This window comes from Siminovitchia terrae (assembly GCF_003605405.2).
Taxonomy (GTDB): Bacteria; Bacillota; Bacilli; order Bacillales; family Bacillaceae_C; genus Siminovitchia; species Siminovitchia terrae.
Map to the genome: position 1 here is coordinate 134,383 of NZ_QYTW02000007.1, position 24,623 is coordinate 159,005.

The 24,623-nt window shown below is 35.8% G+C and carries 25 protein-coding genes and 5 pseudogenes; all 30 read left to right on the forward strand.

Going from position 1 to position 24,623, the window contains the following annotated elements; all coding sequences use genetic code 11:
* Positions 1–35: 35 nt before the first annotated feature.
* Complete coding sequence (locus D5F11_RS09855; RefSeq protein ID WP_120118413.1) at positions 36–959, forward strand: DMT family transporter; 924 nt, start codon at positions 36–38, stop codon at positions 957–959.
* A 78-nt stretch (positions 960–1,037) separates the two neighbouring features.
* Positions 1,038–1,160 carry a hypothetical protein gene (locus D5F11_RS27755; protein ID WP_281277084.1) on the forward strand — a complete coding sequence of 41 codons (123 nt, stop codon included), beginning with the start codon at positions 1,038–1,040 and terminating at the stop codon, positions 1,158–1,160.
* A 368-nt stretch (positions 1,161–1,528) separates the two neighbouring features.
* The gene (locus D5F11_RS09860; protein ID WP_120118412.1) at positions 1,529–2,191 is read left to right on the forward strand and encodes an MBL fold metallo-hydrolase; all 663 of its coding nucleotides are present in this window, start codon (positions 1,529–1,531) and stop codon (positions 2,189–2,191) included.
* Positions 2,192–2,295: 104 nt separating this feature from the next.
* The gene (locus D5F11_RS09865; RefSeq protein WP_120118411.1) at positions 2,296–2,889 is read left to right on the forward strand and encodes an AAA family ATPase; all 594 of its coding nucleotides are present in this window, start codon (positions 2,296–2,298) and stop codon (positions 2,887–2,889) included.
* A 28-nt stretch (positions 2,890–2,917) separates the two neighbouring features.
* Complete coding sequence (locus tag D5F11_RS27760) at positions 2,918–3,001, forward strand: SOS response-associated peptidase family protein (RefSeq protein ID WP_281277085.1); 84 nt, start codon at positions 2,918–2,920, stop codon at positions 2,999–3,001.
* A gap of 26 nt (positions 3,002–3,027) precedes the next feature.
* A pseudogene (locus D5F11_RS09870) lies at positions 3,028–3,404 on the forward strand (SOS response-associated peptidase).
* 334 nt (positions 3,405–3,738) lie between these two features.
* Positions 3,739–4,220, forward strand: a pseudogene (locus D5F11_RS09875) (IS110 family transposase); the annotation flags it as partial.
* A gap of 221 nt (positions 4,221–4,441) precedes the next feature.
* Complete coding sequence (locus D5F11_RS09880; protein ID WP_120118409.1) at positions 4,442–4,939, forward strand: MarR family winged helix-turn-helix transcriptional regulator; 498 nt, start codon at positions 4,442–4,444, stop codon at positions 4,937–4,939.
* A complete protein-coding gene (locus D5F11_RS09885; protein WP_120118408.1) occupies positions 4,920–6,275 on the forward strand; it encodes a serine hydrolase domain-containing protein in 1,356 nt (451 codons plus the stop codon). The genes D5F11_RS09880 and D5F11_RS09885 overlap by 20 nt, the downstream gene beginning before the upstream one ends.
* Before the next feature lie 28 nt (positions 6,276–6,303).
* A complete protein-coding gene (locus D5F11_RS09890; RefSeq protein WP_120118407.1) occupies positions 6,304–6,858 on the forward strand; it encodes a GNAT family N-acetyltransferase in 555 nt (184 codons plus the stop codon).
* 30 nt (positions 6,859–6,888) lie between these two features.
* Positions 6,889–7,965 (forward strand): hypothetical protein, encoded by a 1,077-nt coding sequence (locus tag D5F11_RS09895; RefSeq protein ID WP_120118406.1) that lies wholly within the window; start codon positions 6,889–6,891, stop codon positions 7,963–7,965.
* A 252-nt stretch (positions 7,966–8,217) separates the two neighbouring features.
* A pseudogene (locus tag D5F11_RS27390) lies at positions 8,218–8,624 on the forward strand (transposase); the annotation flags it as partial.
* A gap of 289 nt (positions 8,625–8,913) precedes the next feature.
* Positions 8,914–9,060 carry a hypothetical protein gene (locus D5F11_RS26265; protein WP_185830610.1) on the forward strand — a complete coding sequence of 49 codons (147 nt, stop codon included), beginning with the start codon at positions 8,914–8,916 and terminating at the stop codon, positions 9,058–9,060.
* 78 nt (positions 9,061–9,138) lie between these two features.
* Positions 9,139–11,481, forward strand: a complete 2,343-nt coding sequence (helD, locus tag D5F11_RS09905; RefSeq protein ID WP_120118447.1) for an RNA polymerase recycling motor HelD — start codon at positions 9,139–9,141, stop codon at positions 11,479–11,481.
* A 615-nt stretch (positions 11,482–12,096) separates the two neighbouring features.
* Positions 12,097–12,258, forward strand: a complete 162-nt coding sequence (locus D5F11_RS26270; protein ID WP_185830612.1) for a hypothetical protein — start codon at positions 12,097–12,099, stop codon at positions 12,256–12,258.
* 151 nt (positions 12,259–12,409) lie between these two features.
* Positions 12,410–13,465, forward strand: a complete 1,056-nt coding sequence (locus tag D5F11_RS09910; RefSeq protein ID WP_120118403.1) for a Cfr family 23S rRNA (adenine(2503)-C(8))-methyltransferase — start codon at positions 12,410–12,412, stop codon at positions 13,463–13,465.
* An 86-nt stretch (positions 13,466–13,551) separates the two neighbouring features.
* The gene (gene rplC / locus D5F11_RS09915) at positions 13,552–14,169 is read left to right on the forward strand and encodes a 50S ribosomal protein L3 (RefSeq protein WP_120118402.1); all 618 of its coding nucleotides are present in this window, start codon (positions 13,552–13,554) and stop codon (positions 14,167–14,169) included.
* A gap of 215 nt (positions 14,170–14,384) precedes the next feature.
* The gene (locus D5F11_RS26275) at positions 14,385–14,546 is read left to right on the forward strand and encodes a hypothetical protein (protein ID WP_185830613.1); all 162 of its coding nucleotides are present in this window, start codon (positions 14,385–14,387) and stop codon (positions 14,544–14,546) included.
* Between the two features lie 90 nt (positions 14,547–14,636).
* Positions 14,637–14,990, forward strand: coding sequence for a hypothetical protein (locus D5F11_RS09920; RefSeq protein ID WP_126646548.1), 354 nt, complete (start codon positions 14,637–14,639; stop codon positions 14,988–14,990).
* Positions 14,991–15,434: 444 nt separating this feature from the next.
* Positions 15,435–16,913 (forward strand): Lsa family ABC-F type ribosomal protection protein, encoded by a 1,479-nt coding sequence (locus D5F11_RS09925; RefSeq protein ID WP_120118400.1) that lies wholly within the window; start codon positions 15,435–15,437, stop codon positions 16,911–16,913.
* A 527-nt stretch (positions 16,914–17,440) separates the two neighbouring features.
* Complete coding sequence (locus D5F11_RS26280; RefSeq protein WP_185830614.1) at positions 17,441–17,593, forward strand: hypothetical protein; 153 nt, start codon at positions 17,441–17,443, stop codon at positions 17,591–17,593.
* A 132-nt stretch (positions 17,594–17,725) separates the two neighbouring features.
* Positions 17,726–17,881, forward strand: a pseudogene (locus D5F11_RS09930) (AraC family ligand binding domain-containing protein); the annotation flags it as partial.
* A gap of 33 nt (positions 17,882–17,914) precedes the next feature.
* Positions 17,915–18,418: pseudogene (locus D5F11_RS09935) on the forward strand (Ldh family oxidoreductase); the annotation flags it as partial.
* Between the two features lie 52 nt (positions 18,419–18,470).
* Positions 18,471–19,106, forward strand: coding sequence for a cysteine hydrolase family protein (locus tag D5F11_RS09940; protein WP_120118399.1), 636 nt, complete (start codon positions 18,471–18,473; stop codon positions 19,104–19,106).
* A gap of 396 nt (positions 19,107–19,502) precedes the next feature.
* On the forward strand, positions 19,503–20,246 hold the full coding sequence (locus D5F11_RS09945) for an amidohydrolase family protein (RefSeq protein WP_120118398.1): 744 nt from the start codon (positions 19,503–19,505) through the stop codon (positions 20,244–20,246).
* Positions 20,247–20,733: 487 nt separating this feature from the next.
* A complete protein-coding gene (locus tag D5F11_RS09950; RefSeq protein WP_244862041.1) occupies positions 20,734–21,306 on the forward strand; it encodes a glycerol-3-phosphate acyltransferase in 573 nt (190 codons plus the stop codon).
* A gap of 47 nt (positions 21,307–21,353) precedes the next feature.
* Positions 21,354–22,955 (forward strand): aminotransferase class V-fold PLP-dependent enzyme, encoded by a 1,602-nt coding sequence (locus D5F11_RS09955; RefSeq protein WP_120118397.1) that lies wholly within the window; start codon positions 21,354–21,356, stop codon positions 22,953–22,955.
* Between the two features lie 491 nt (positions 22,956–23,446).
* Entirely contained in the window at positions 23,447–23,596 is a 150-nt protein-coding gene (locus D5F11_RS28095) for a GNAT family N-acetyltransferase (RefSeq protein WP_120118395.1), read from the forward strand.
* A 19-nt stretch (positions 23,597–23,615) separates the two neighbouring features.
* A complete protein-coding gene (locus tag D5F11_RS09965) occupies positions 23,616–23,969 on the forward strand; it encodes a hypothetical protein (protein ID WP_126646549.1) in 354 nt (117 codons plus the stop codon).
* Between the two features lie 58 nt (positions 23,970–24,027).
* Positions 24,028–24,623: RNA-guided endonuclease TnpB family protein (locus tag D5F11_RS09970; protein WP_143253758.1), on the forward strand; the 596-nt coding region annotated here is incomplete at its 3' end.

Sequence of the window (24,623 nt, forward strand, 5' to 3'; positions counted from 1 at the left end):
TTTCTTTTATGATAGAAAAAGAGGAGGAGTTTTATATGGTTATTATTAATTATTTCTTCATGTGTTTGATTTTTGGAACAACATTTTTAGCGATAAAAATTGGTGTTGATGCAGGAGTGCCTCCATTTTTATCAGCCGGACTTCGTTTTTTCATTGCTGGTTTGCTGCTATTTAGTTTTTTGGTTTGGAGAGAAAAAACGACAATATGGTTATTATTTCGGAAAGAGATGTTTTTTACAGGAGTAGGTTTAACCTTTGGGACGTTCGCCACATTATACTGGGCAGAACAGTATGTGACATCAGGGATTGCAGCTGTTTTATCTGCTACAGGTCCGATGATGATCATAGTTATTCAGACATTCATATTGAAGCAAAAAGGAAATCGAAAATCATTCATTGGTTGTGTCGTCGGAGTCATTGGTGTCACGCTCTTGATCTTACCTAGTTTTTCAATTGAGATTAGTCCTTTCTGGATGGTTGGTTGTTTCGCCATTATATTGGGTGAAGTTTTTTACGCATCTGGAACGATTTATTCGAAGCATGTCATCCAAAAATTTGAAACGACATCACCGATTGCTTTAAATGCAGCGCAAATGATGCATGGTGGGATTTTATTAATCATTTTGTCATTTTTTACCGAGAACATTCAGCTTGATTATCTTTTAAGCCCAGCTTCAATTGGCTCTCTTCTTTATTTAACTATTTTTGGTTCAATGATCGGCCATAGCATTTATTATTGGCTTGTCTCACGGACAAATCCTGTTTTTCCTTCTACATGGCTGTATATCTCACCATTAATTGCCGTTATGCTAGGTGTTATCTTCTATCATGAATATATTTCTTGGGTAACAGGCATAGGAACTTTGACGATTATTGCAGGAACGGTTTTAGTCAATTTCGAAACATTACGGAAGCTGCTTTGGAGGAAGGGGACTGTTCTTCAGGATGTTAAACATTAACCTGCTAGATTTTGTTCCCGTGAATTATATGACTTTAACTTCATTCAGCAGAAATCTCCCACTTCTATAAGTGGTGAGATGAATGCATATTGGCATTTCATTCAGTGGGGGTTCAAACCCCGGCTGAATAAAGTCAAAGCCTCCGGCGGATGCCTCAGATTTTCAGAGGAAATTTATCGAGCGGAGCTCGATAAAATCTAGGCGCAAATACGCCAAGGCGCATTTGATTAATAATTTTTTGTCAAACTCTATGATTCTAACTTCTTGAAATGAAATAAGGTAGCAAAAAATCTAGTAATTACATTATTCCGAAATCAAACTCGATTGTTGGACAAATTTTTGCCGGAATAGGGCCAGATTGTTGAAGAACAGCAGGAAATTGTATGAAGCAAGTCTAAATTAATAGCATGTTTTTGTTATTCAGTTAATTTACAGGTTAGTGTGGTAATGAGTAATTAGTGATACTGCGTAATATTACGTATAAAATTAGCTTTATTCTTTCGACCTTCTTATGTAACTAAACCCACTCTTTTACATCAATAAAATCTAATTATGAAGGAGCTAATGTTATGGAAATTTCTAAGGGAGTAGAGATGCTTCAGCTTGAATTTCATGGAAATATTATTCATCCAACTCTTTTATGGGATCAAGAAATGGCTGTTTTAATAGACACTGGGTTCCCTAGACAAATTGAAGATTTACGCGCGGCAATGGAAAAGGTAGGAGTGTCGTTCGACAAACTAAAAGTTATCATTTTGACGCATCAGGATATAGATCATATAGGCAGTCTTCCTGAGATATTACAGGAGTGTGGAAGGAATATTAAAGTTTATGCTCACGAACTAGATAAGCCTTATATCCAGGGGGATTTACCTCTTTTGAAAGACGGGCACATAGAGAATCCACCGAAGGGAAAAGTGAATGATACCTTGATTGACGGGCAAGAACTGTCGTATTGTGGCGGGATTCGTGTCATTCATACTCCGGGGCATACTTCTGGTCATATCAGCCTATATTTGAAACAAAGTAAAACATTGATTGCCGGGGATTCGATGTACAGTGTAAATGGTGTAATTGAGGGAATTCATGTCCCAACTGTATTGGATTTAAAAGAGGCTCAACTCTCTTTGAAGAAATATCTAGACCTCGACATTGAATCTGTGGTTTGTTACCACGGAGGATTAAGTAAGGTAAATATTAATGATCAGCTGCAAAAAATAATTTCATATTAAAATTCTAGAACTTTCTTCAGCTATCGGGCAGTAATTGAACATCTGTTACTTTTAAACGAGTGTAAAGAACCTTTTTGAGAGAAAAAGTTAAGGAGTATTCAATAATGGAAGATAGTAATTTTTTAAGGGATGACTTTATAATTATTACCGGCGGACCTGGCGCCGGTAAAACGACTTTATTGGATGAATTACAGAAAAATAATCATGAATATGTTCCTGAGGTTGCTAGGAAAATTATCCAAACACAGATTTCTTCCAATGGTGATGCGTTGCCTTGGGGAAATGTAACAAATTATCGTGATCTAATGTTGGATCAATCCATAGAAAGTTATCTTTCAGCATTTTCGAACCCTTCAAATCAACCTCTTTTTTTTGATCGGGGCATTCCAGATGCCCTTGCCTATTCATATTTGATAAATATTCCTACTTCGGAAAAACTTGAATCTGCCGTCAAAAGATACAGGTATAATAAAAGGGTATTTATTTTACCCCCTTGGAAGGACATATACAAAACTGATGCTGAGAGAAAACAGGACTTTGAAGAAGCCGTAGCAACTTATAAAGTCATGTTTAGAACTTACGAGAAACTTGAATATGAGCTAATTGAGGTACCCAAAATAGGTGTGAAGCAGAGAGTAAGCTTTATACTTAATAATACAATGTCGCTCATCCCAATCGGTATTTCCGGTTATCAATGATGGTACTAACAATCTTCGTTGGGGTTTAATCCCGCCTTGGGCAAAGGACCCCAAAATAGGATATAAAATGATCAATGCCCGTGCAGAAACCTTGTCCGAAAAGCCTAGTTAGCGAATGCTTACAAAAAGATCCGTTGCTTGATAATCGCTGACTCTTTTTATGAGTGGAAACGTAATGAAGATAAGACCAAAACCCCCATGTGTATCAAGCTAAAATCGATGATCTTTTTGCTATGGCTGGATTGTGGGAAACTTGGAAATCCCCCGACGGAGAGCCTGTCCACTCATGTACAGTTATCACCACAAAGCCTAACGAGCTTGTAAAAGACATTTACGATCGTATGCTTGTTATTCTAAATTCTGAGGATGAACCAGCTTGGATTGATAAATCGATCACAGATACTGATTTACTGAATGATCTATTAAAACCCTTGGACGAAAACTTGATGGAAGCATACGAAGTATCCGGCCTAGTAAATTCTAATTCAATCGATCTTATACAAAAAATAAACTAGTATAAAAACAAGCCCGGCGTTGACCGGACTTAGTTTTTAATGGTACACACTTTAATTCTCCGGGTTTCTCACAAACGCGTCCGTTCGTATTATAAGGTTAGCCAGAAAATATTTCTGGTTGACCATTTTTTATATCGATATATGCTAACGGTAGCAAGGGTAGAACGTCCGCGTCCTTGGGGCTAGGACCCCGTCCGCAAAACAGTTCGCCCCCTAATTATAGAGACATGTTTGAGGCTGGTTGGGACAATGATCTCGTATAACAAGCGAAGCTATGACACTATAAGGAGGATTTAGGGGTTAGCGGCATTTATATTTTGGAAGGGGGAATTTTATGAATCCAGTCGTTGGTCTGGATGTAGCAAAAGCTGAAAGTCAGGTTCAAGCATACTTGGAAAGAAAGAATCCCTACAAGAAAAGTTTCAAGTAAAAAATACTCTAGTTGGGTTAGGTAGTTTATTAGATTTTATTAAAGAGATAGAAGATATTTCAGGAGAACGTCCCCCTCTTCTGATGGAATCAACGGGGCATTATCACACCCCTGTTGTTCATTATTTTGAGGACAAGGGCTTTGTAGTCATTATCATAAATCTACTCATCTCTTATAAAGTAAAAAGTTCTAGTTTGCGAAAGGTAAAAACAGACATTGTTGATGCCAATCACCTCTGTGAGCTGTATTGTAAAGAGGATTTAAAGCCTTATAAAAAGCGTGGTATCCAACTTATGAACTTACGTCATCTAACAAGACAGCACGATAATATTACAGGCACGTTTGTACAAATCAAACTACAATTTCAAGCAGTTAACGAGGAAATTGTAATGAATTGATGTTCGTATTGTGAACACATAACTCTATAAAATAATCTTATGAATGAAGAAGGAATTGATAAGTACTTTGTATCAAGAACTATTATGGTCATTGGCTTTGGTGCTGGAACAACGAAAATAGATGAATTTATATAATTAGTTAATCTTGACTTATATTAAAGTTAACTTTATAGTTAAGTTAATTTGATAGTTAAGGGGGGTATTAGTATATGAAAAAAAATGATGGAGATAAATTATTTGAACTCGTTACTGAAATAAATGAGATGCATTATTCAATGAATAAAATCATCATAAAAGAATATCAATCTTTACTCGATGATGATCTTTCTAATAATCAAACAATTCTAATGGATATTGTTAAAGATCACGAAAAAATTTCTATAGGAGAAATTGCTCAACTAATAAAAATAACGTCGAGTGCTGTTGGACAGATTGTTAATAAGCTCGAAGATGAAAATTATTTAATGAGGACGATTAATCCCAAAAATAGACGCGAAATACTTGTGCAACTAGCAGATAAAGGAACCCAATATTTTGAAAAGGAAGAAAAAATAAATCGTGAAATTATTAATCGTTTTTACTCGCAAATGGAATGGAGTGAAATGGAAGAACTCAAAAGAATTCTCACAAAGCTAAGTAAGATTGTAGAAAAAAAATGTACAAAACAAGATCGGGAGGAAACTAATCATGACCAACACAAAGGCTAACTTAGAAAGTTTATTCAATGATATTAAGGAAAGAGAATTGTTAAATGGTACGGTTCTTGTCGCTAAAAAAGGCGAGATTTTATACGAAGGAGCTTTCGGTGATGCTGATCTGTCAACAAATCGCCCATTAACATCACGATCTGTTTTCAATCTTGCATCTGTTTCAAAGCCAATTACAGCAACCGCAATTTTACTACTTGTTCAAGAAGGTAAGCTAAGTCTTGATGATTATCTGAATAAATGGATACCAGATCTCCCTTATGAGGGCATTACGATTCGACATTTACTTAACCACACGAACGGACTCCCTGATTATTTAGATCTATTTGAGGTGTACTGGGATAAAGCGAAAATCGCTGACAATGACGACTTACTTAGGTATTTAATCAAATACAAACCTGAGCGTCTATTTGCACCAAATGAGCGTGTTGAATATAGCAATACTGGCTATATTTTACTCGCAATCATCGTTGAACGTATAACCGACATGGATTTTTCTGATTTTTTACAAGAGAATATTTTTAAACCACTTAAAATGACTCGCACTCAAGCTATTGGCGTTAGAAAAGAAAATATAGAAATTGACGATTATGCATACGGTTATGTCTACGACGTATATGCAGGTGAGTATATTTTAGCAGATGATTTTGAGGAGTCAAAAATGGTTACCTATTTAGATGGAATGCTTGGTGATGGTGGCATTCAATCAACTGTTAGGGATCTCTATCTTTATGAGCGTGCCCTAAGCTCAGGTAATTTAATCAATGATGAATTACTAAAAGAAGCTTATAAACCAGCGGTGACAGAAACTGAAACACCATTTAAATATGGTTTTGGTTGGATCTTGGAGGATGATAAGGAAAAAGGTCAAATAATTTGGCATAGTGGCGGTTGGCCAGGTTATGTTACACACCTTAAACGCTTCATCGATCATGATATTGTCGTTATTGTACTAAGAAATAAAGAACAAGATTTCGATTTTCACCAACAAGTCTTACATGCAATCGAGCAAGCTGCATTCGATGAGCCTTATGAACTTGCTGAGGAAAAACCTTCTTTAGAACGTGCCCAGATTATCCCAGAAGATGTTTTAAAACGTCTTGTCGGTGATTATGCACTAACAGAACATCCTGATTTAATCATTCACGTTTTTTTAGAAAACAACAGACTTTTTATCGAGATGCCTGGTTCAATGAAACTAGAATTATACGCTAAAACGGAGGAAAATTTCTTCTTAAGAGGATTATCAATAGATGTTGATTTTATAACAGTGGATGGTAAGGAATTAGTAAAGATTATTGATGGTACCGAAGTACAAACAGCAGAGCGTCAGTAGTTAACTTAGGATAAATGGGGTTTTAAACATGCAGATTACAACGGAACGACTACTTATTCGTCAGTTCAAGCAAGATGATTTTCCTTTCGTTTATGCGTATGTCTCAGATGAGGAAACGATGCACTATCTACCAGAGGATACCTTCACTGAGGGCGATACAATAAAGTTTATTGAAAAACATAGGCGTGACAATCCTGAAGCTTTTTCTGTCGTTCTCCTAGAAACAAATGAAGTCATCGGTCATATAATCTTCGAGATATACTTTGGCAAACATACCTATGAGATTGGCTGGGTTTTCAACAAAATGTTTCATGGCAATGGTTATGCCACAGAGGCTGCGAGAGCAATTATCGCTTATGCATTTGAAACATTAAACTTACACCGTGTTGTTGCTACCTGTCAGCCTGAAAACACAGCCTCTTATCGTGTCATGGAGAAGATAGGTATGCGACGTGAAGGATTCTTTAAACAATGTATTCCCTATAAAGATACGTGGTGGGATGAATACAGCTATGCGATTTTACAACCCGAATATAATGACACAAAAGTAAAAAAAGATGGTTGGATGCGCGTGCCGGTGTAACTCAAAATAATAAACTGAATGGGGATTTGCATGAAAGATATATATAGAAAAATCAATTTGGCGTTAGAAAACAGCGGTTATTCGCGGTTACAATCAAATACAGATTTCCGATTATTAGGGGAAGGAGCTTGGCATGAGGCTTATTTGGTAAAATTAAAGGGGAATCATTGGCTTGTGATTCGCTTTCCGAAGAAGCAGGCTTATGGAAAATCTGTCTCTTTCAATTGGCAGGAAATGTTCTCTGAATACAGTGGAAACGGTCTTTATTATCAACAAGCGAATGCGGTGATGCCTGGGATTTGCCCCGAAGAATATGAATTTTATGTTGATCCCGAACTCACCTATACGATTGAAAGCTACATGGGGAAGCCCATTGACCTATCAGCGACGGATACTTCCGTGGGTAGAGATTACGGTGTTCAACTTGGTGATTTTTTTCGGAAAATGGATGATGTGAAGCCGAATCTGACTGGTTTTGGCCATTTAATATGGGAAGATGGTAAATTAAAGGGTGAATATAACGTGGAACGGCAGAAATTCATGGCCGATGAAAAAGATGAATTTCTATTGGAGTGGGCGCAATTACGAGATACTAATCTTTCTTTTGACCGGTTGGCAATTCAAGAAAAATTGTTACAGTGTCTTGAAAATCGTTCGTTTTCCTTCGTGTCTTTAACGAATCAAGATACCTCACCGGAGAATCTTATTATTCATAATGGGCGTGTACACATAATTGATCCGCTTCCAGTTTTATACAGCGGATTTGTTTTTGCCGGAAATCACGTAAATAACTATCAAACTCTTTTTCTGACCTATTACAAATCTCCGCGGTACGTAAAGCATCAATTTCACAAACATAAAGAAGTTCTACATGCACTGGCTGCCGGATTTGAGGAAGGATATACAGAGAGACTGGTCGAAAGAAAAAGAGCCTTAAAAATTGAGCAATTTTTGCAGTTGTTTTCCCTATGTCATACGAATTATAGGGTTTTACAAAAAGAGATTAACAAAGAAACTTATATGCGAATGGGAGATAAGCAAGCTATAGAATCACGTTTGCCTATTTATTTGGAAGAGCTTGAAGCTTTTGAGTTAGAAAATTTATAAGTTGTATAAAAGGATGGAGAAAAAGATTAATCAAAATAGGGGGGAGGTTTTATATGAAACGTTGAGTTAACAATGTTTATAAGATTTTTTGATCAAACTTTATTTTAAAAAATGTCTACTGTAATCAAATACATAATCGGTTCTGACAATTTTTTTATAAAAGTACATTTCAAACGAATAAAACAACATCTTGATGTTTACTTAATTAATGATAAGCTTTAGCTAAACTAATTAGGTCTTTTTTAGTTCTTCCGTAATTCCATCAAATACGTACCAAGCAAGGATTATAAAGCATTTACGCAGGCATTAAGAAAGGTATATAGTGCTCTTGTCAAAATGTCTTTGAATTCTTCAAACAGCAATGGACAGCCTATCCAGGAGCCATTGACATATGGGAGGGAAACTTGAACATGTCGAGCTGCTCTTTGACTATGGTAGCGCTATTTGTAAAATCATGTATACGACTAACGCTGTGGAAAGCATTCATTCAATTTTAGAAAAGTGACCCAAAAAGGAGCATTCCCTAATGAGAATGTTTACGCATTAAAGAACTTGAAACAAAATGGGATGGCGGGTATATCCAAAACTGGGCCATGGTCAGGAACCAGTTGCTCCTTCATGAGGAGCTGGAAGATAAAGTTTTAATATACCTTGAGTAAAGTGTACTTACACACTTTATTTGACAAACCCAAATGCTTTAATACACAGCTCGATAACTCCAACTTGTTTAGACAATTCCTCCTGCGTAATCTACTTAGATTTTTCGCAAAATGGCCCCAATTATACCCCAACTCCCTAAGTGCGACAGATCTTTTGCAACGGTAATAATCTCGCTTCTTCTTTCTTCGGGTTTTTTTGAGGATTCTTTTCATGGAACTTCCTCCTTGAGATAAATCAATGCCTTTTAACTTCATTCAGCAGAAATCTCCCACTTCTATAAGTGGTGAGATGAATGCATATTGGTATTCCATTCAGTGGGGGGTCAAACCCCAGCTGAGTAAAGTCAAGCCTCCGGCGGATGCCACAGATTTTCAGAGGAAATTTATCGAGCAGAGCTCGATAAAATCTGGGCGAAAAAACGAAAGGCGCATTTGATAGATACATCATTGACCGTTGGTCGGTCAGAGATGTATTCTTTGTTTACTGACCATCTTTAGGGAGCGTGAAGAGTTGATGAATGGAAATCAAGAGCGTAAGCATGAAGATGAGCGCATTCTCTATGTATTAAGAGAAATTGAAAAAAAAGAGGTTAAATTGGATCGCCATTCTGGTGGATTGAAAAAAGATGTTATTCAACTAAGGAAAACCTTTTGGGATGATGTAAAAATAAATCTCGATAATCCTGAAGATGCTGGTGAAACTTTATCGAGCATTAGACAACAGACGGAGATGCTGTCCGAGAGGGAAAGAACGCACCGCCAGCTAGATAAGCAAAGGAAGACCTTATCTCGATTAAAAGATTCTCCATATTTCGCCCGAATTGATTTTCTCGAAAATGGGGAGGAGACAACAAATAACGTGTACCTTGGAGTTGCGAGTTTAATGGATGAAAATGAGGAAACATTTCTTATTTATGATTGGAGAGCCCCTATTTCCAGTATCTATTATGATTACCCTCCAGGACCAGCCCAGTACGAAACAGTAGAAGGAATAATTCAAGGAGAAATGGAGTTAAAGCGTCAGTTTATCACGAAAGACGGGCGAATCAAAACGATGTTTGATACGGGAGTAACCATTGGAGATGAACTTTTGAAAGAAGTACTTGGCAATAACTCGAGTACCAATATGAAAAGCATTGTTGCTACCATTCAGAAAGAGCAAAATCAGATTATTCGTAATGTGAAAAGCAAGTATTTAGTTGTACAAGGGGTTGCTGGAAGTGGGAAAACCTCTGCAGCCCTTCAAAGAGTTGCCTATTTGCTTTATCGCTACCAGAATGAGATCACGGCAGAAAATATTATGCTTTTTTCACCTAATTCTTTATTTAATCGCTACATTGCTTCCGTCCTCCCTGATTTAGGGGAGGACAATATGCAACAGCTCACATTCCCAGAATATGTAGAGAAGCGTCTTGGAAAACAGTTTGATGTTGAACATCCATTTACACAAATGGAATATATGCTTACATGTCAGGAACATAAAATGTATCCTGCTAGAAGAAAAGGAATACGGTATAAAGCGAGTAATGATTTTAAAACTTTGATTGATTCCTATGTTGTTGTTCTCTCGAGTGAATACCTTATCTTTAAAAATATTTCTTTCCGGGGAGAAGTGTTGATTGGAGCTAAACAAATCAAAAGCTATTTTTATTCACTGGATGCATATATTTCCATTCCAAATCGTATGCAGTTAGTAAAGGAGTGGCTTTTAAAAGAGTTAGTAAAGAAAGAAAAATTGGAGAGAACCAAAGATTGGGTAATAGAAGAGAGTGATCTGTTAGATCTTGAAGAGTATACAAAAGTTTATAGTGAGTTACTAAAGGAAGGAAGATTTTCTGAAAATACGTTCGACGATTTTGAACAGGAGCAAAAGAAAATAGCTAAAAAGATTGTCAAAAAACACTTTAAACCAATACGAACAGCTGTACAGAAGCTAAAGTTTATTAATGTAGCAGCGCTTTACAGCCAATTGTTTAAACAGAAAAATAACATAAACCAAAAGCTTAATGTTACATTACCTGAAAGTTGGGAAGAAATTTGTTCGTATACATTAAAAAAGCTACAGAGAAAAGAACTGACGTATGAAGATGCAGCGCCTTATTTGTATCTCCAAGATAAACTTGAGGGAAAAAGAATAAATACAAGAATACGCCATTTATTTATTGACGAGGCACAGGATTATTCACCCTTTCAGTTTTTTGTTCTTCAGCAACTTTTTCCTTATTGCCGAATGACGATTTTAGGTGATTTTAATCAGGCGATTTATGCCCATACTCTAAATGCACCAACCTTACTATCAAGCGAATTATATCAAAAGGAAAATTTTGAGAAAGTAGTGTTAACGAAAAGCTACCGTTCAACTCGTCAAATCGTTGACTTTACAAAAGGAATTATAGAAGAAGGAGAAACCATTGAAGCTTTTAACAGAAATGGTCTGAAGCCTACTATTACGAAAGTAGAGGATCTGGACACCCTCCAGTCTCGAATAATACAGAAGATTCGGCAACTGCAGTCAGCAAACTATGAAACGATTGCAGTGATATGTAAAACGGGAAAAGAAAGCAGAGAAGCCTATGACCGATTAAGTAAGCATATATATATCCAGTTGATGGAACATAGTTCGAGTACTTATCAAAAAGGTATCCTGATTTTGCCTGCTTATTTGGCAAAGGGAATCGAATTTGATGCTGTGATCATATACGATGCTTCTCATATAAAATATGGAAAAGAATTTGAAAGGAAACTTTTTTACACTGCATCTACGAGAGCTATGCATGAGCTTCATCTTTTCTCCGTAGGTGAGATGAGTCCGTTTATAAATAAGATTCCTGCAAATTCGTATGAGATTAGAGTGTAAGTAGAATTTCAATGAGGAATTGCTAAATAAATATCTTAAGTTTACCATCGATACATTTCCTAATTTATGAAAAATAAAGGCCGATGATTCCTTAACGTAGGGAAAACCGGCTTTTTCATTCAGAAATTGTCTTAGTGCATGTCCTCTGTGTTAAGCAACTGATGTAGATTTGAAATAAAGTAGTGATTTTTATAAAAAAGATGCGATAAAATATTAATGTAAAGCTGATATTACATGGGTACAGTCGTGTTTTGATCAAACTTTATATTAAAGCTACATCAAGCAATCTTATACAAAAAATAAACTAGTGTGGATTTGAAATAAAGTTCGGTACTGACTGAGCTCTAAAAAAAGAGGGCTTGTGATGCCCTCTTTTATGTGATCTTATTTTTGTACAGTCACACTTCATGTCTAAGTATTATTTTGTGTCGGCCGACACAGCGTGTTTAACGGATTCGCCTCCGGTATGGATTTCACGCAGCCCCTGCTCATTGACTCGTTATTCAACTAATGTAGCAGGTTAGTTTTAAAATAACTCTCGAAATTACACTTTACATATACTCAATTTTATGTTAGATTACTCAATAATAAAATTGACAAAGGGAGGTGCAAGCAATGTTAACTGTTTTTAGAATTCTGTTTGGTAAAAATGTAAAACTTGGTAATGGTTTAGCAGACAAAGGGAGGAGTCTGTCCTTTTTTATGCTATACAACCATACAAAAACAGTTATCGGAGCTTTGCCCCTATGCCAATTAAATTACAAGGCAATGACTTAGAGCCCTTATTTATTTGAGCATTTTTTTATTTTAAGTTTGGCACCGATAATTCTATTGGTGCTTTTTTTGTGTTTATTTTTAACTTAAGGGATAGACAACTCCTTTCTATTTACTCCTAAAAACTAGAGAGTCTTATGGAAGGATGAGAAAGATGCAATTAAAACAAAGCAATAAGTATATAAGAATAAAAGAATTCTTAAGGGAACATAATTACCCTAATTTTAGAATGAAACAAATATTGAATGCCATTTTTAAAGAAAGAATAAATAAATTCAACGCAATTAATGTACTTCCAAAATCGTTAAGAGAAATTTTAGTTAAGGAATTTGGAGAGTCTATTTTAGATATTGCTCCTTTGAAGGAACAATATTCTGAGCAAGTCACTAAAGTCTTATTTGAAATTTCAGGAAATGAAAAAATAGAAACGGTAAATATGAAATATAAAGCTGGGTGGGAATCATTTTGTATATCTTCTCAGTGCGGATGTAATTTCGGGTGTAAATTTTGTGCAACAGGTGACATTGGGCTAAAAAGAAATTTGACTTCTGATGAAATAACTGACCAAATCCTCCATTTTTACTTACAAGGTCATTCAATAGATAGTATTTCTTTTATGGGGATGGGAGAAGCGTTAGCCAATGTACAAGTTTTTGATGCCTTAGATGTACTCACTGATCCTACGCTGTTTGCTTTAAGCCCTCGCAGGTTATCTATTTCAACTATCGGTATTATACCAAGTATAAAAAAAATGACTCTGAATTATCCGCAAGTCAACCTTACGTTTTCATTACATTCTCCTTTTAATGAACAGCGAAGCAAGTTAATGCCAATTAATGAACGCTTCCCATTATTGGATGTAATGGACACATTAGATGAGCATATACGTGTGACCTCGAGAAAAGTTTATATTGCTTATATTATGTTGCCCGGAGTTAATGATTCTATTGACCATGCGAAAGAAGTAGTAAAGCTTTTAAGAGGTAGATATAAGCGAGGGAATTTGTTCCATGTAAACATCATTAGATATAACCCAACTATTAGTTCACCTATGAGGTTTGAAGAAGTAAATGAGAATCATGTTGTAAACTTCTATAAAGAATTAAAGTCAGCAGGAATTAACGTTACTATTAGAAGTCAATTTGGCATTGATATAGATGCTGCTTGCGGGCAATTGTATGGAAATTACCAAAAAAACAATAACCAATAAATAAAGGTGAGAGTAATGTATAGAACGTGGGAAGTACCCTAATAGCTTATTACTAACGATGAATTAAAATTATTTGGAGGATATTTATGATAAAAGGAATCTTAGGAAGAAAAATAGGCATGTCTCAAGTGTTTAGTGATAGTGGAAATCCCATAGTTGTGACCGTTGTTGAAGTGGAAGAGAATGTTGTGTTACAGAAGAAAACGTTAGAAAGTGACGGATACGATGCAATCCAAATTGGATTTTCTGATAAAAAAATTCCAAACAAATCGGAAATTGGAAGAAGTCAAAAGGCAAATACCAATCCTAAACGATATGTTAAAGAAATTCGTGGAGCATCATTAGATGTTGGAAAACGTATTAGTGCAGATATATTCCAAAAAGACGACTTAGTAGATGTTACTGGTATATCGAAAGGAAAAGGATTTCAAGGTGTCATTAAAAGACATGGACTTAGTGGAGGTCCTGCATCTCACGGTTCAAAATTCCATCGAGGTCCTGGTTCCATCGGTGTAATCGCCAAAAATGACGGCATGAAAGTGGCCAAAGGAAAAAAATTGCCCGGACGTTTGGGTGGAAAACAGACCACTATTCAAAATCTTACAATCATAAAGGTTGATAGCGAACGTAACTTGTTGTTAATTAAAGGAAATATCCCCGGAGCTAAAAAGTCGTTTGTAAAAATAGAAACTGCAATTAAATAATTGAATGAAAAATGGTGATGATTAGTGTTAAACAAAAAGAGTAATTTCAGCCAAAGTATTAGTAGAGATAATGCAGTCATTACGGATTTTTTGACGTTGACTGACAATGATAACATTCAACTACCGTCCATCGTGGCAAGAGTTAACGATTATGAAATAAATTTAAACGATTTAACTTCATTCAGCAGAAGTCTCCCACATCTGTAAGTGGTGAGATGAATGCATATTGGTATTCCATTCAGTGGGGGTTCAAACCCTGGCTGAATAAAGTCAAAGCCTCCGGCGGATGCCACAGATTTTCAGCGGAAATTTATCGAGCGGAGCTCGATAAAATCTGGGCGCAAATACGCCAAGGCGCATTTGATATATTGAGCTGATTAACGACATGAAGTTGGGTATCATACCTTCTGAAATGTCTTCATCAGACTTTGAGAGTTATTATTGTGCTCTTGAATCAGTCATTGAACATGAATGAGGATAGGAGCATTTCTGGATGGGAACCTGATAAAGAACAAATTACTGATTGTATGCAAGAATTATTTGACGAGTTTGGAATTAATGTATCAGAGGATTACTCTAAACAGGAGATTGAAAAATTAGTATTGCAAGAATTGCGTATGCAACGATTTATTGATAATCAGTTGGGAGACAATAGTGTATCCAAGGAAAAGATTGAACACGAGTACCAAAAATCACCTGAAAACGGGGCTATGCAAAAGGAATACATTCGTGTTATCCTTGAATATGAAAAGCGTGAAGAGAAATATAAAGCCTTTGTTCTCGGATTGAAAAAAGCAGCGTCAATTGAAACTTATTTATAATTTCGCTTTTCTAAAAGGCCGTTGGACATATTTTAATAAACAAAATTGAAAGGACTGAACTTACAATAATGATTCAATAATCCATAACCCATTTAAAATAAATATTTCAAACTTTTAGGGTATAGGATTAGTCTAATCATTTTTATAAGTCAGTTTGACACCTAATGTACCAAATCGTATTGGTATATTTGGGGCTTTTAAATATGAAATTTGATTAATCCTTCCAAATTTTTTGGAAGGATTTTTATTTTTTCTATAATAGAATATAAACTACATTCTAATGAAAAGGAGAGATAATATGTCTTTAGAATTGGATGTTACACATGAATTGCTCCGTATAAGTCGTTATACTCCATCAAACTTGTACGGAGAAATTTAGAATAGATGGGGATGCCGACTTTGTATAAAAAATAAAAAGTGTTGATATACAAAGGAGGAATTATTATGTCAATGATACAAGTTCAAGACTTAACTTTTTCTTATCCAGGTAGTTTTGACAATGTTTTTGAAGGTGTAAACTTTCATATAGATACAGATTGGAAACTTGGATTTATCGGGAGGAATGGACGAGGAAAAACTACATTTTTTAATCTATTATTAGGGAATTATGAGTATAGTGGGAAAATCATTTCTTCAGCAGAATTTAATTATTTCCCTTATCCAGTTTCAAATAATAACAAGTACACGTATGAAATCTTAGAAGAAATTTATCCGCAAGCAGAAGATTGGGAATTTCTCCGTGAAATATCCTATCTAAATGTTGATACTGAGATTATGTACCGACCGTTTAAAACATTATCAAATGGAGAACAAACAAAGGTGTTACTTGCTGCACTTTTTTTGAATGAGGATCAATTTCTATTGATTGATGAGCCAACTAATCATCTAGACACTGATGCCCGAAAGGTAGTTTCTAATTATCTAAGGAAGAAAAAAGGGTTTATTTTAATTTCACATGACAGAATCTTTTTAGATGGATGTGTTGACCATATCTTATCTATAAATAGAGCAAATATTGAAGTGCAAAGTGGTAACTATTCTTCTTGGAAGTTAAATTTTGATAGACAACAAGAACACGAAGAGGCAACAAATGAGCGTCTACAAAAAGACATCGGGAGATTAAAACAATCTTCAAAGCGATCAGCAGGTTGGTCTAGTCAAGTAGAAGCTTCCAAAAACGGGACAACAAATTCGGGTTCTAAGTTGGATAAGGGTTTTGTAGGACATAAAGCGGCAAAGATGATGAAGAGAGCAAAGAACCTTGAATCAAGGCAACAAAAAGCTATTGAGGAAAAGTCAAAACTGCTAAAAAATGTGGAAAAAAACGAGTCATTAAAATTAGAATCATTGGAATTTCAGTCAAATGAATTGATTGTTTTGGCTGATGTGTCTGTTAAGTACGATGACCGAATAGTGAATAAGCCGATTAGCTTTAGAGTAGAACAAGGTGACCGAATTGTACTTGATGGAAAGAATGGAAGCGGAAAAAGTAGTATCCTAAAACTAATTCTAGGAAATCCGATACAACATACTGGCTCAATGAATTTAGGTTCAGGCCTCATCATTTCCTATGTCCAACAAGATACTTCTCATTTAAAGGGACTGTTATCGGACTTTATTGAAGAGCATGAGATTGATGAAACGTTATTTAAATCCATCCTACGTAAGATGGATTTTGATCGAATTCAATTTGAGAAAGATATATCTCATTATTCTGGTGGACAAAAGAAAAAGCTGCTTATAGCCAAAAGTTTATGTGAAAAAGCTCATTTATATATTTGGGATGAACCCTTAAATTTTATTGATATTTATTCGCGCATGCAGATTGAAGATCTTATTCAAAAATTTAATCCCACAATGGTTATTGTTGAGCATGATCAGGCATTTCAACAAACAGTTGCAACAAAAACTATATCTATGTAGTTTAAAATTAAGAAATGATGATATTACCAGTAAATCCGGTTATTAAACTTTAGGGGGCGTTAATCGAAGAAGGATTAACGCTTTTTTTGTAAAGTTATTAAGCTCCCTCGATTAGATACGATTATCTAACGGGCCAGATTCTTGAAGAAGAATATCAAAAAATGCATGACTATTCTGACTGATGCAACGAGACCTAAAGGTGTTCTTTACTCGGAGTAAAGTTCAGAGTGTAGTGTCTTTACTAGTCATTGTTTAGCTCATTATGATCATAATTTAACAGTTTTATTTTGATTCCTTTTGTTATGTCTCCCGGACATCTCCTAAACCTTTATTCAACTAAAGATCCATTTTGTAGAATAAGGTAACTATTTTTTCTTGAAAGAAAAAATTTTTAGTTCTCCCAATAAAAGGTAGTATAAGGGAAAAACAGGATCAAAGGAATTTATGGGTGTCATCAAGGCACTTTTATAGTTGTAGATTTAACTTCATTCAGCAGAAGTCTCCCACTTCTGTAAGTGGTAAGATGAATGCCTATTGGTATTCAATTCAGGGGGGGGGTCAAACCCCGGCTGAATAAAGTTAAAGCCTCCGGCGGATGCCACAGGTTTTCAGAGAAAATTTATCGAGCGGAGCTCGATAAAATCTGGGCGCAAATTCGCCAAGGCGCATTTGATTATTAATAAAACGAATGATGCGGTAGTTTTTTAAACTGCCACGCGATTTTTTATTAGTCAATATCTTACAAGAGAGCTTTAACCAAATGTGTTACATTAACTATCAGAAATCAAAAGAATCAAAAGGAGGTTGTTCGTATGGGGAAAGAAGAAAGAACGGTACGTTTTGATCATGATTTACAAATAGAAGCTTATCGTTTTGAAGGAATCATGCAAAAGTTTCCGAACCACTTTCATGAATATTATGTGATTGGGTTTATAGAGAGTGGACAAAGACGATTATCTTGTAAATCTATATAATAAAGGGTATAAAGTGCCGAGGCTGTTTATGGCACCAATCCTCTCGCATTCGCTGCGCCAGTCGACAACAGGCTTCCCTTGGTGATCGATCAGGCTTCCAGCGCCACAGCGTTTGTCAACATACGGCTGGCGGCAGAACGGGGGGAGATGATCCCCGAAGGCTGGGCTATCGATGGGAAGGGACAAAAGACAATTGATTCACGTGAAGCGATTAAAGGAGCTTTACTTGCTTTCGGGGGTGTTCGCGGTGCCAATATCGCACTCATGGTTGAGATTCTCGCCGCAGGTACGACAGGCGCGAACTGGTCACTTGATGCTCCATCTTTCGAGGAAGGGAGTTATTCGCCTGGTGTAGGTCTGTTCATCATTTCTCTAAACCCCGAACTCCTTGATCAGAGTTTCTTGGATCGAATGGCGTCTCAGATTGAACGATTGTCCTCCAAAGGTATTTATGTCCCCGGGAGCAAGTGGAGTGAGGATGAAATTGATCTTCCGCCTTCACTTGTTGCGACCCTTGAGGAGTATTGTTAATATTAATAGTTTTAAAACCGTCGTACCATGAAACCAAATAAGGAGGGACAAAATGAATAAATACACAAAACCACATTGGGGAGACTCTATTCTTATTACCATTGACACACAAAACGATTTTACATTACCTAACGCCCCTGCTGAAATCAAAGGTACAACAGATATTGTACCAAGAATGAAAATGGTATTAGAAGCATATAGAGCAAAAGGATTACCTATCTTGCATGTGATTCGTTACTACAAGGAAGATGGTTCTAATGTTGATTTATGTCGCAAAGAAGCCATTGAAAATGGAGTTAGAATTGCTACTCCAAACACTGAAGGTGCAGAATTAGTTGAAGGTATTCGCCCATATGATTACAATCAACTTAACGCTAGTAAATTATTAAAAGGCAAGTTCCAATCCATAGGTGAGAAAGAATGGGTCATGTATAAATCTCGTTGGGGTTCATTTTATAAAACCGATTTAGAGCACTTTCTACATAATCAAAGCATTGATACATTAGTGTTTACTGGTTGTAATTTCCCAAATTGCCCACGTACATCCATGTACGAAGCAAGTGAGAGAGACTTTCGTGTAGTGATGATTTCTGATGCCATGTCTCAAGTGTATGATAAAGGAATTAAAGAGATGGAGAATATTGGTGCACATGTATGTAAAGTAAACGATGTTTTGGAATCTCTTTAAACTTTAGTTAAAGTATAATACCAAATCAAAGATCACTTCTAACGTCAAAAGAGTGGTCTTTTTGATTATCAATATTATTTTCCAAGGAGAGTCAACCATCCAACGACTTTGTTCTGTTTCTGAAGAGCAAGATGATCTGGGTCCAAATCGATACAATGGTGTCAAGAAAGTAGACACATAGAATAGAGAATATGTTACTTCAGAAACGGGCCATATTGTGGAACAACACCTTTTAAGAAAAATGTGGTATGTATCTATGTTAATATTTTTGAAGAAATGTACTTAATGTAACGGGCAGTTTAGTTCAATAAGGTAAACTTATGAATTTGTATAAATAACCTATAATTTTCTTTATGTACCAAGGTTGATATGTTAAAGAAAAAAAGGGGAATTATAGTGCGAATTTTTGATGCACATTTTCATATTATTGATTTTGATTTTCCAATTATTGAAAACCAAGGATATTTGCCGCCTAGTTATGTTGTAGAAGATTATCAAAATGACACTGCTGATTTAAATGTATTCGGTGGAGCTATTGTATCTGGGTCATTCCAAGGATTTGATCAAAAATATTTATTAAAGGCACTAAAACAACTGGGTTCAACATTTTGTGGCGTAACACAATTACCTTTTACAGTGACGGACGACGAAATACTAAATTTAAATGAACATGGGATAAAAGCATTACGCTTTAATATTAAAAGAGGTGGTTCAGAAGATTTATCGAAGCTGGATTACTTTGCTAGAAGAGTTCATGATTTAGTGGGATGGCATAGTGAGCTTTATATTGATGCAAAAGAGTTATCTGAAATTGCATCTATTATTGAAAAATTACCAGCTATATCAATCGACCATTTAGGGTTATCAGAAGAAGGACTACCACATTTATTAAAACTAGTTGATAAAGGGGTACATGTAAAAGCGACTGGTTTTGGTCGTGAAGATTTAGATGTTAAGAATGCATTGAAATCCATTTATGAAATTAATCCAGATGCACTTATGTTTGGAACAGATTTGCCATCTACAAGAGCAAAAAGACCTTTTCAGTATGCAGATGTTGAATTAATCCAACAGTTATTTGATGAACAAGCTACCGATAAAATCCTATATACGAATGCTTTCAAATGGTATTTCAAGTAATTTAACTTTTATTAGATTTGTAAAGTTTGTGAATGAGTACACTTAAAGTAACGGGTAGCGTTAGTGATTGTTGAATAATCTGCGTATAAAAAAAGACTCTCCTTGAACATAATAGAATCTAGATTAATGGATTTATAACATGGGAGAGTGAAAGAGTAATGTTATTATCAGAAGCATGGGAAAAGTATCAATTGGATAAAAAATCGAGGGATATTCACCTCTTACATTAAAAACATATTGTTTTCAATATAATCTCTTATTACAATTTTTCGGTGATATTGACAAGGGGTAGCTTACTACAGAGAAATTAAAAGGGTACCTAATACTGGCGGGAGAACACTTAAAGCCATCTTGTTTAGGACACAGGGTTCGTTGCATTAAATCACTATTTAAATGGACACATGATGAAGGCTTTATTTCTAAAAACCCTGCTGCTAAATTAACAGGATATTTATGTTAAAGTTATAGTTAAAGAAGGCATTCATAAATGATTCATTTGGGGGAATGTATCATACTAAAGATCATGTTGATCATTGTGCTTTCTTATTGCCTTGGAAGCATAACGGGAGCTTATTATATAACCAAATGGATGATTGGAAAAGATATTCGCCAGCTTGGGAGCGGGAATGCTGGAGCAAGAAATGCTGGGAGACAGCTAGGGAAGAAAGGGTTCATGTATACGCTTCTCATAGATATTGCAAAGGTTATGATTGCTCTTTATCTAACGACGGTTTTCTTTTCACAAAATGATATTATGCTGTTGATTAGTGCTTTTTTTCTGTTGATTGGCCATAATTGGCCGATGCATCTCGGCTTTAAAGGGGGAAAGGGAGTCGTCGTTTTTTTAGCTTCCACTTTGTTTCTCGTGCCGCTTGCTATGGCTGTTTTAGGAATATGCGTAGGATTCAGCTTCTTGTTTGTTCGAAACTTTACGATTGCTGGATTGATTTCAATGGCTTCCATTCCTATAACTGCTTGGATATTAGGAGAATATGATTTTGCCAAGGGGCTATTTATTTTAATGATCGTTGTGATAATCTCGCATATAAAAAGAAAATAGCAAAATGACACTACTCCATTTCATTTTACTCTAAAGGAGGCAAGAGAATGAAACAACATCCTTTAACATTTAAAATAGCATCAGAACCGGAAGAAATGGAACAAATCCATCAATTAAATTACGACACTTTTGTTGAGGAAATTCCGCAGCATCAGCAAAACAAAAGTCGCCGCTTAATCGATAAATTCGATAAAGAAAATATCTATATTATTGCCAAGGATAATGACGTTGTTATTGGAATGATTGCAGTGCGTGCTAACCGTCCGTTTTCCCTGGATCATAAGTTACATAACCTGGATGATTATTTACCGAAAGACGCAAACCCTTGTGAAGTCCGCTTGCTATCAGTGAAAAGAGAATATCGAAAAAGCCGGGTATTTTACCAATTGGTAAACCTGCTCGTTAGCTATTGTTTAAAAAAAGATTATAATATAGCGCTTATTTCAGGGACAGATCGGCAAATAATGCTGTATAAAAAAATCGGCTTTGAACCGTTCGCACATATGGTGGGAACAGAGAAGGCAAGGTTTCAACCGATGTACCTGACGAAAGAGAATTTTGAAACGACATCCAAAGCTTTTACGAAACTAATGACACAAAAAAAGAAGCAATCGAAGTTACTAAACTTTCTGCCAGGCCCTGTACTAGTAAGCAATGAAGTAGAACAGGCATTTAGAAAAACAACTATTTCTCATCGTTCTATCGATTTTATAAACGAAATGAAGGCCGTTCGAACAAAACTTTGCGAACTGGTCCATGCAAAAAATGCACAGTTAATAGTGGGGACTGGGACACTTGCGAATGATTTAGTAGCTGCTCAAATAAAGAAACTCCCGGGTAAGGGACTAATTATGGCAAATGGAGAGTTCGGATATCGGTTAATCGATCATGCAGAAAGGATGGGTTTAAAACACTATACATTAAAAAAAGAATGGCACGATGGTGTTTCTATAGAAGAAATTGAAGATTTTCTTAAAACGCATCGTGATGTAAGCTGGATTTGGACCGTCCATTGTGAGACATCTACGGGATACCTTTACGATTTGCATAGAATTATAGAATTAACAAAAAAGCATCAGATAAAATTATGTGTGGACGCCTGCAGTTCTGTGGGAATCGTACCCATTGATTTTAAGGATGTTTATTTAGCAAGTACGGTCAGCGGGAAAGGGTTAGGTTCTTATCCTGGATTAGCCATTGTTTTTCATAAAGAGCCAGTTGTACCTAATAATGAGATACCAAGGTATTTAGACTTAGGACAGTACGCTGTTGCTGATAGCATTCCGTATACGCATTCATCAAGCCTAGTTTCTGCATTACATGAAGCCGTAAATAAGGTGGATGTAGAAAATAGACACATTTTAGCGAATTCCGCTAGGAAAATGCTGACGAGTGCTGGCTATATGGTATTGGGAAATGAGGATTATTCACCAGGAATCCTTACGATTGCACTTCCAGATTTTCTTTCTTCACAAGACATAGGTGACAAGTTAAGAGAAAATGGGATTATCATTAGTTATGAAAGCCACTATTTAAGGGAGCGGAATTGGATCCAGTTTGCATTTATGGGGGAGCTGACAATGACGGAGTTTGAGAGCGCATTTTCAGTACTTCAACAAACATTAGAATGTAAAGGTAAGCAGGTTTAAAACAAAAATAAACGATTTAAAAATACAGCAGGCATGTTTTAAAATCGGGAATCTAACAAAGGTAGCATCAGAAATTCGTGTGCGTTTAATAGAGTTGGGTTCATTATTAATGTAAAGTAACATCTTCTGTTATATAAAATCATATGTTGCTATTTAGCCAAAATTCTTCTTGTACAATCTTTAATTAAAGGGCGCTTTAATTGAATAAAAGTGTACCTTAAGCGTGCCATGATTGTAGAAGTAAACAGTCTGTAATCCTTAATGGAAAGTAAAAGAAAGGTTGAAAAGGCGGAAATTAAAATCATGGACCGGATAAAAAACCCAAGTATAAAATTAAAAAGGCACTTGGAGTACCAAGAGTATGAAGATATAAAAAGCCTCCGGAAGTACTGTGTGGAACAGGATAATGTAGCACTGGAGCTAGAGCTTGATTATAAACTTAGTTAAACATCTAGATAAAAAGTGAAGATCTTGATAAGATCAATGAATTTATGTTCTATGATGAAGGTAAGCTTATTGGATATATAGGCATATGTCAATTTGGTAGAGAAACGATGGAAGTTAACGGTATGGTGCATCCTGAATATAGGAGGATGGGGATCTTTAGTAGGTTATTCTCATTAGTGAAAGATGAGTGGTAATAAAAGAAAATCACAGGATATGTATTTACTGAGTGATAATAAATTCCTACCCGGTCTTGAATTTATAAAGCGTACGGGCGCTTATTATGATAACTCGGAATATGATATGTTTTTAAAAGGTGATCTAAGAAGAGGCTTAGCTTTAAACGAATTGAGACTTAGGGAAGCGGTCAATAAAGATGCAAAAGAAATTGCAAGACAAAATGCTGTCTATTTTGATGTAGGCCCCAAGAAAGTGGGTTTAACGCTCCCGGAGGAAGAAGCAAACCGCGGGGTAGATATTTATCATTTCCTGACAGAAGACTCCCACTACAAGGAATATAAAGGGCGGAGCCCAATGAGTAAGTGGGAGATGAATGTCGGTTGGCGATAGCCCAAACTGGTATCATTATGATAAAATGGAAACAAACGTTCTTGTTGAGGTGAAATGAATGTTAGTCAACAAAGCGTACAAATTTCGTATATATCCAAACAAAAAACAAGAAATCCTCATTGCTAAAACAATGGGCTGTTCACGTTTCGTATTCAATCATTTTTTAGCAAAGTGGAAGGATGCCTACAAGGAAACGAGCAAAGGATTAACCTACAATTCTTGTTCTGCTGAATTACCACAACTAAAAAAGGAATTAGTATGGTTAAAAGAAGTTGACAGCACTGCGATTCAATCTTCACTTAAAAACCTTGCTGATTCGTATTCACGATTTTTCAAGAAACAAAACAGAGCACCTCGCTTCAAATCTAAAAAGGACAAAGTGCAATCTTACACAACAAAGCACACGAATGGTAATATCGCCATTTTAGGTAACAAAATGAAATTACCTAAACTTGGTCTTGTTCGTTTTGCAAAAAGTCGTGAAATAGAAGGTCGTATTCTTTCCAGACGCCAAGAATTAGCATTCAAACGAAAATGTAAATTAGATGAAGCAAAAAATCTTCAAAAACAAAAACGTAAAGTAGCACACCTCCATGAAAAGGTCACAAACGCAAGAACAGACTACTTACATAAAATCTCTACTGATATTGTCAA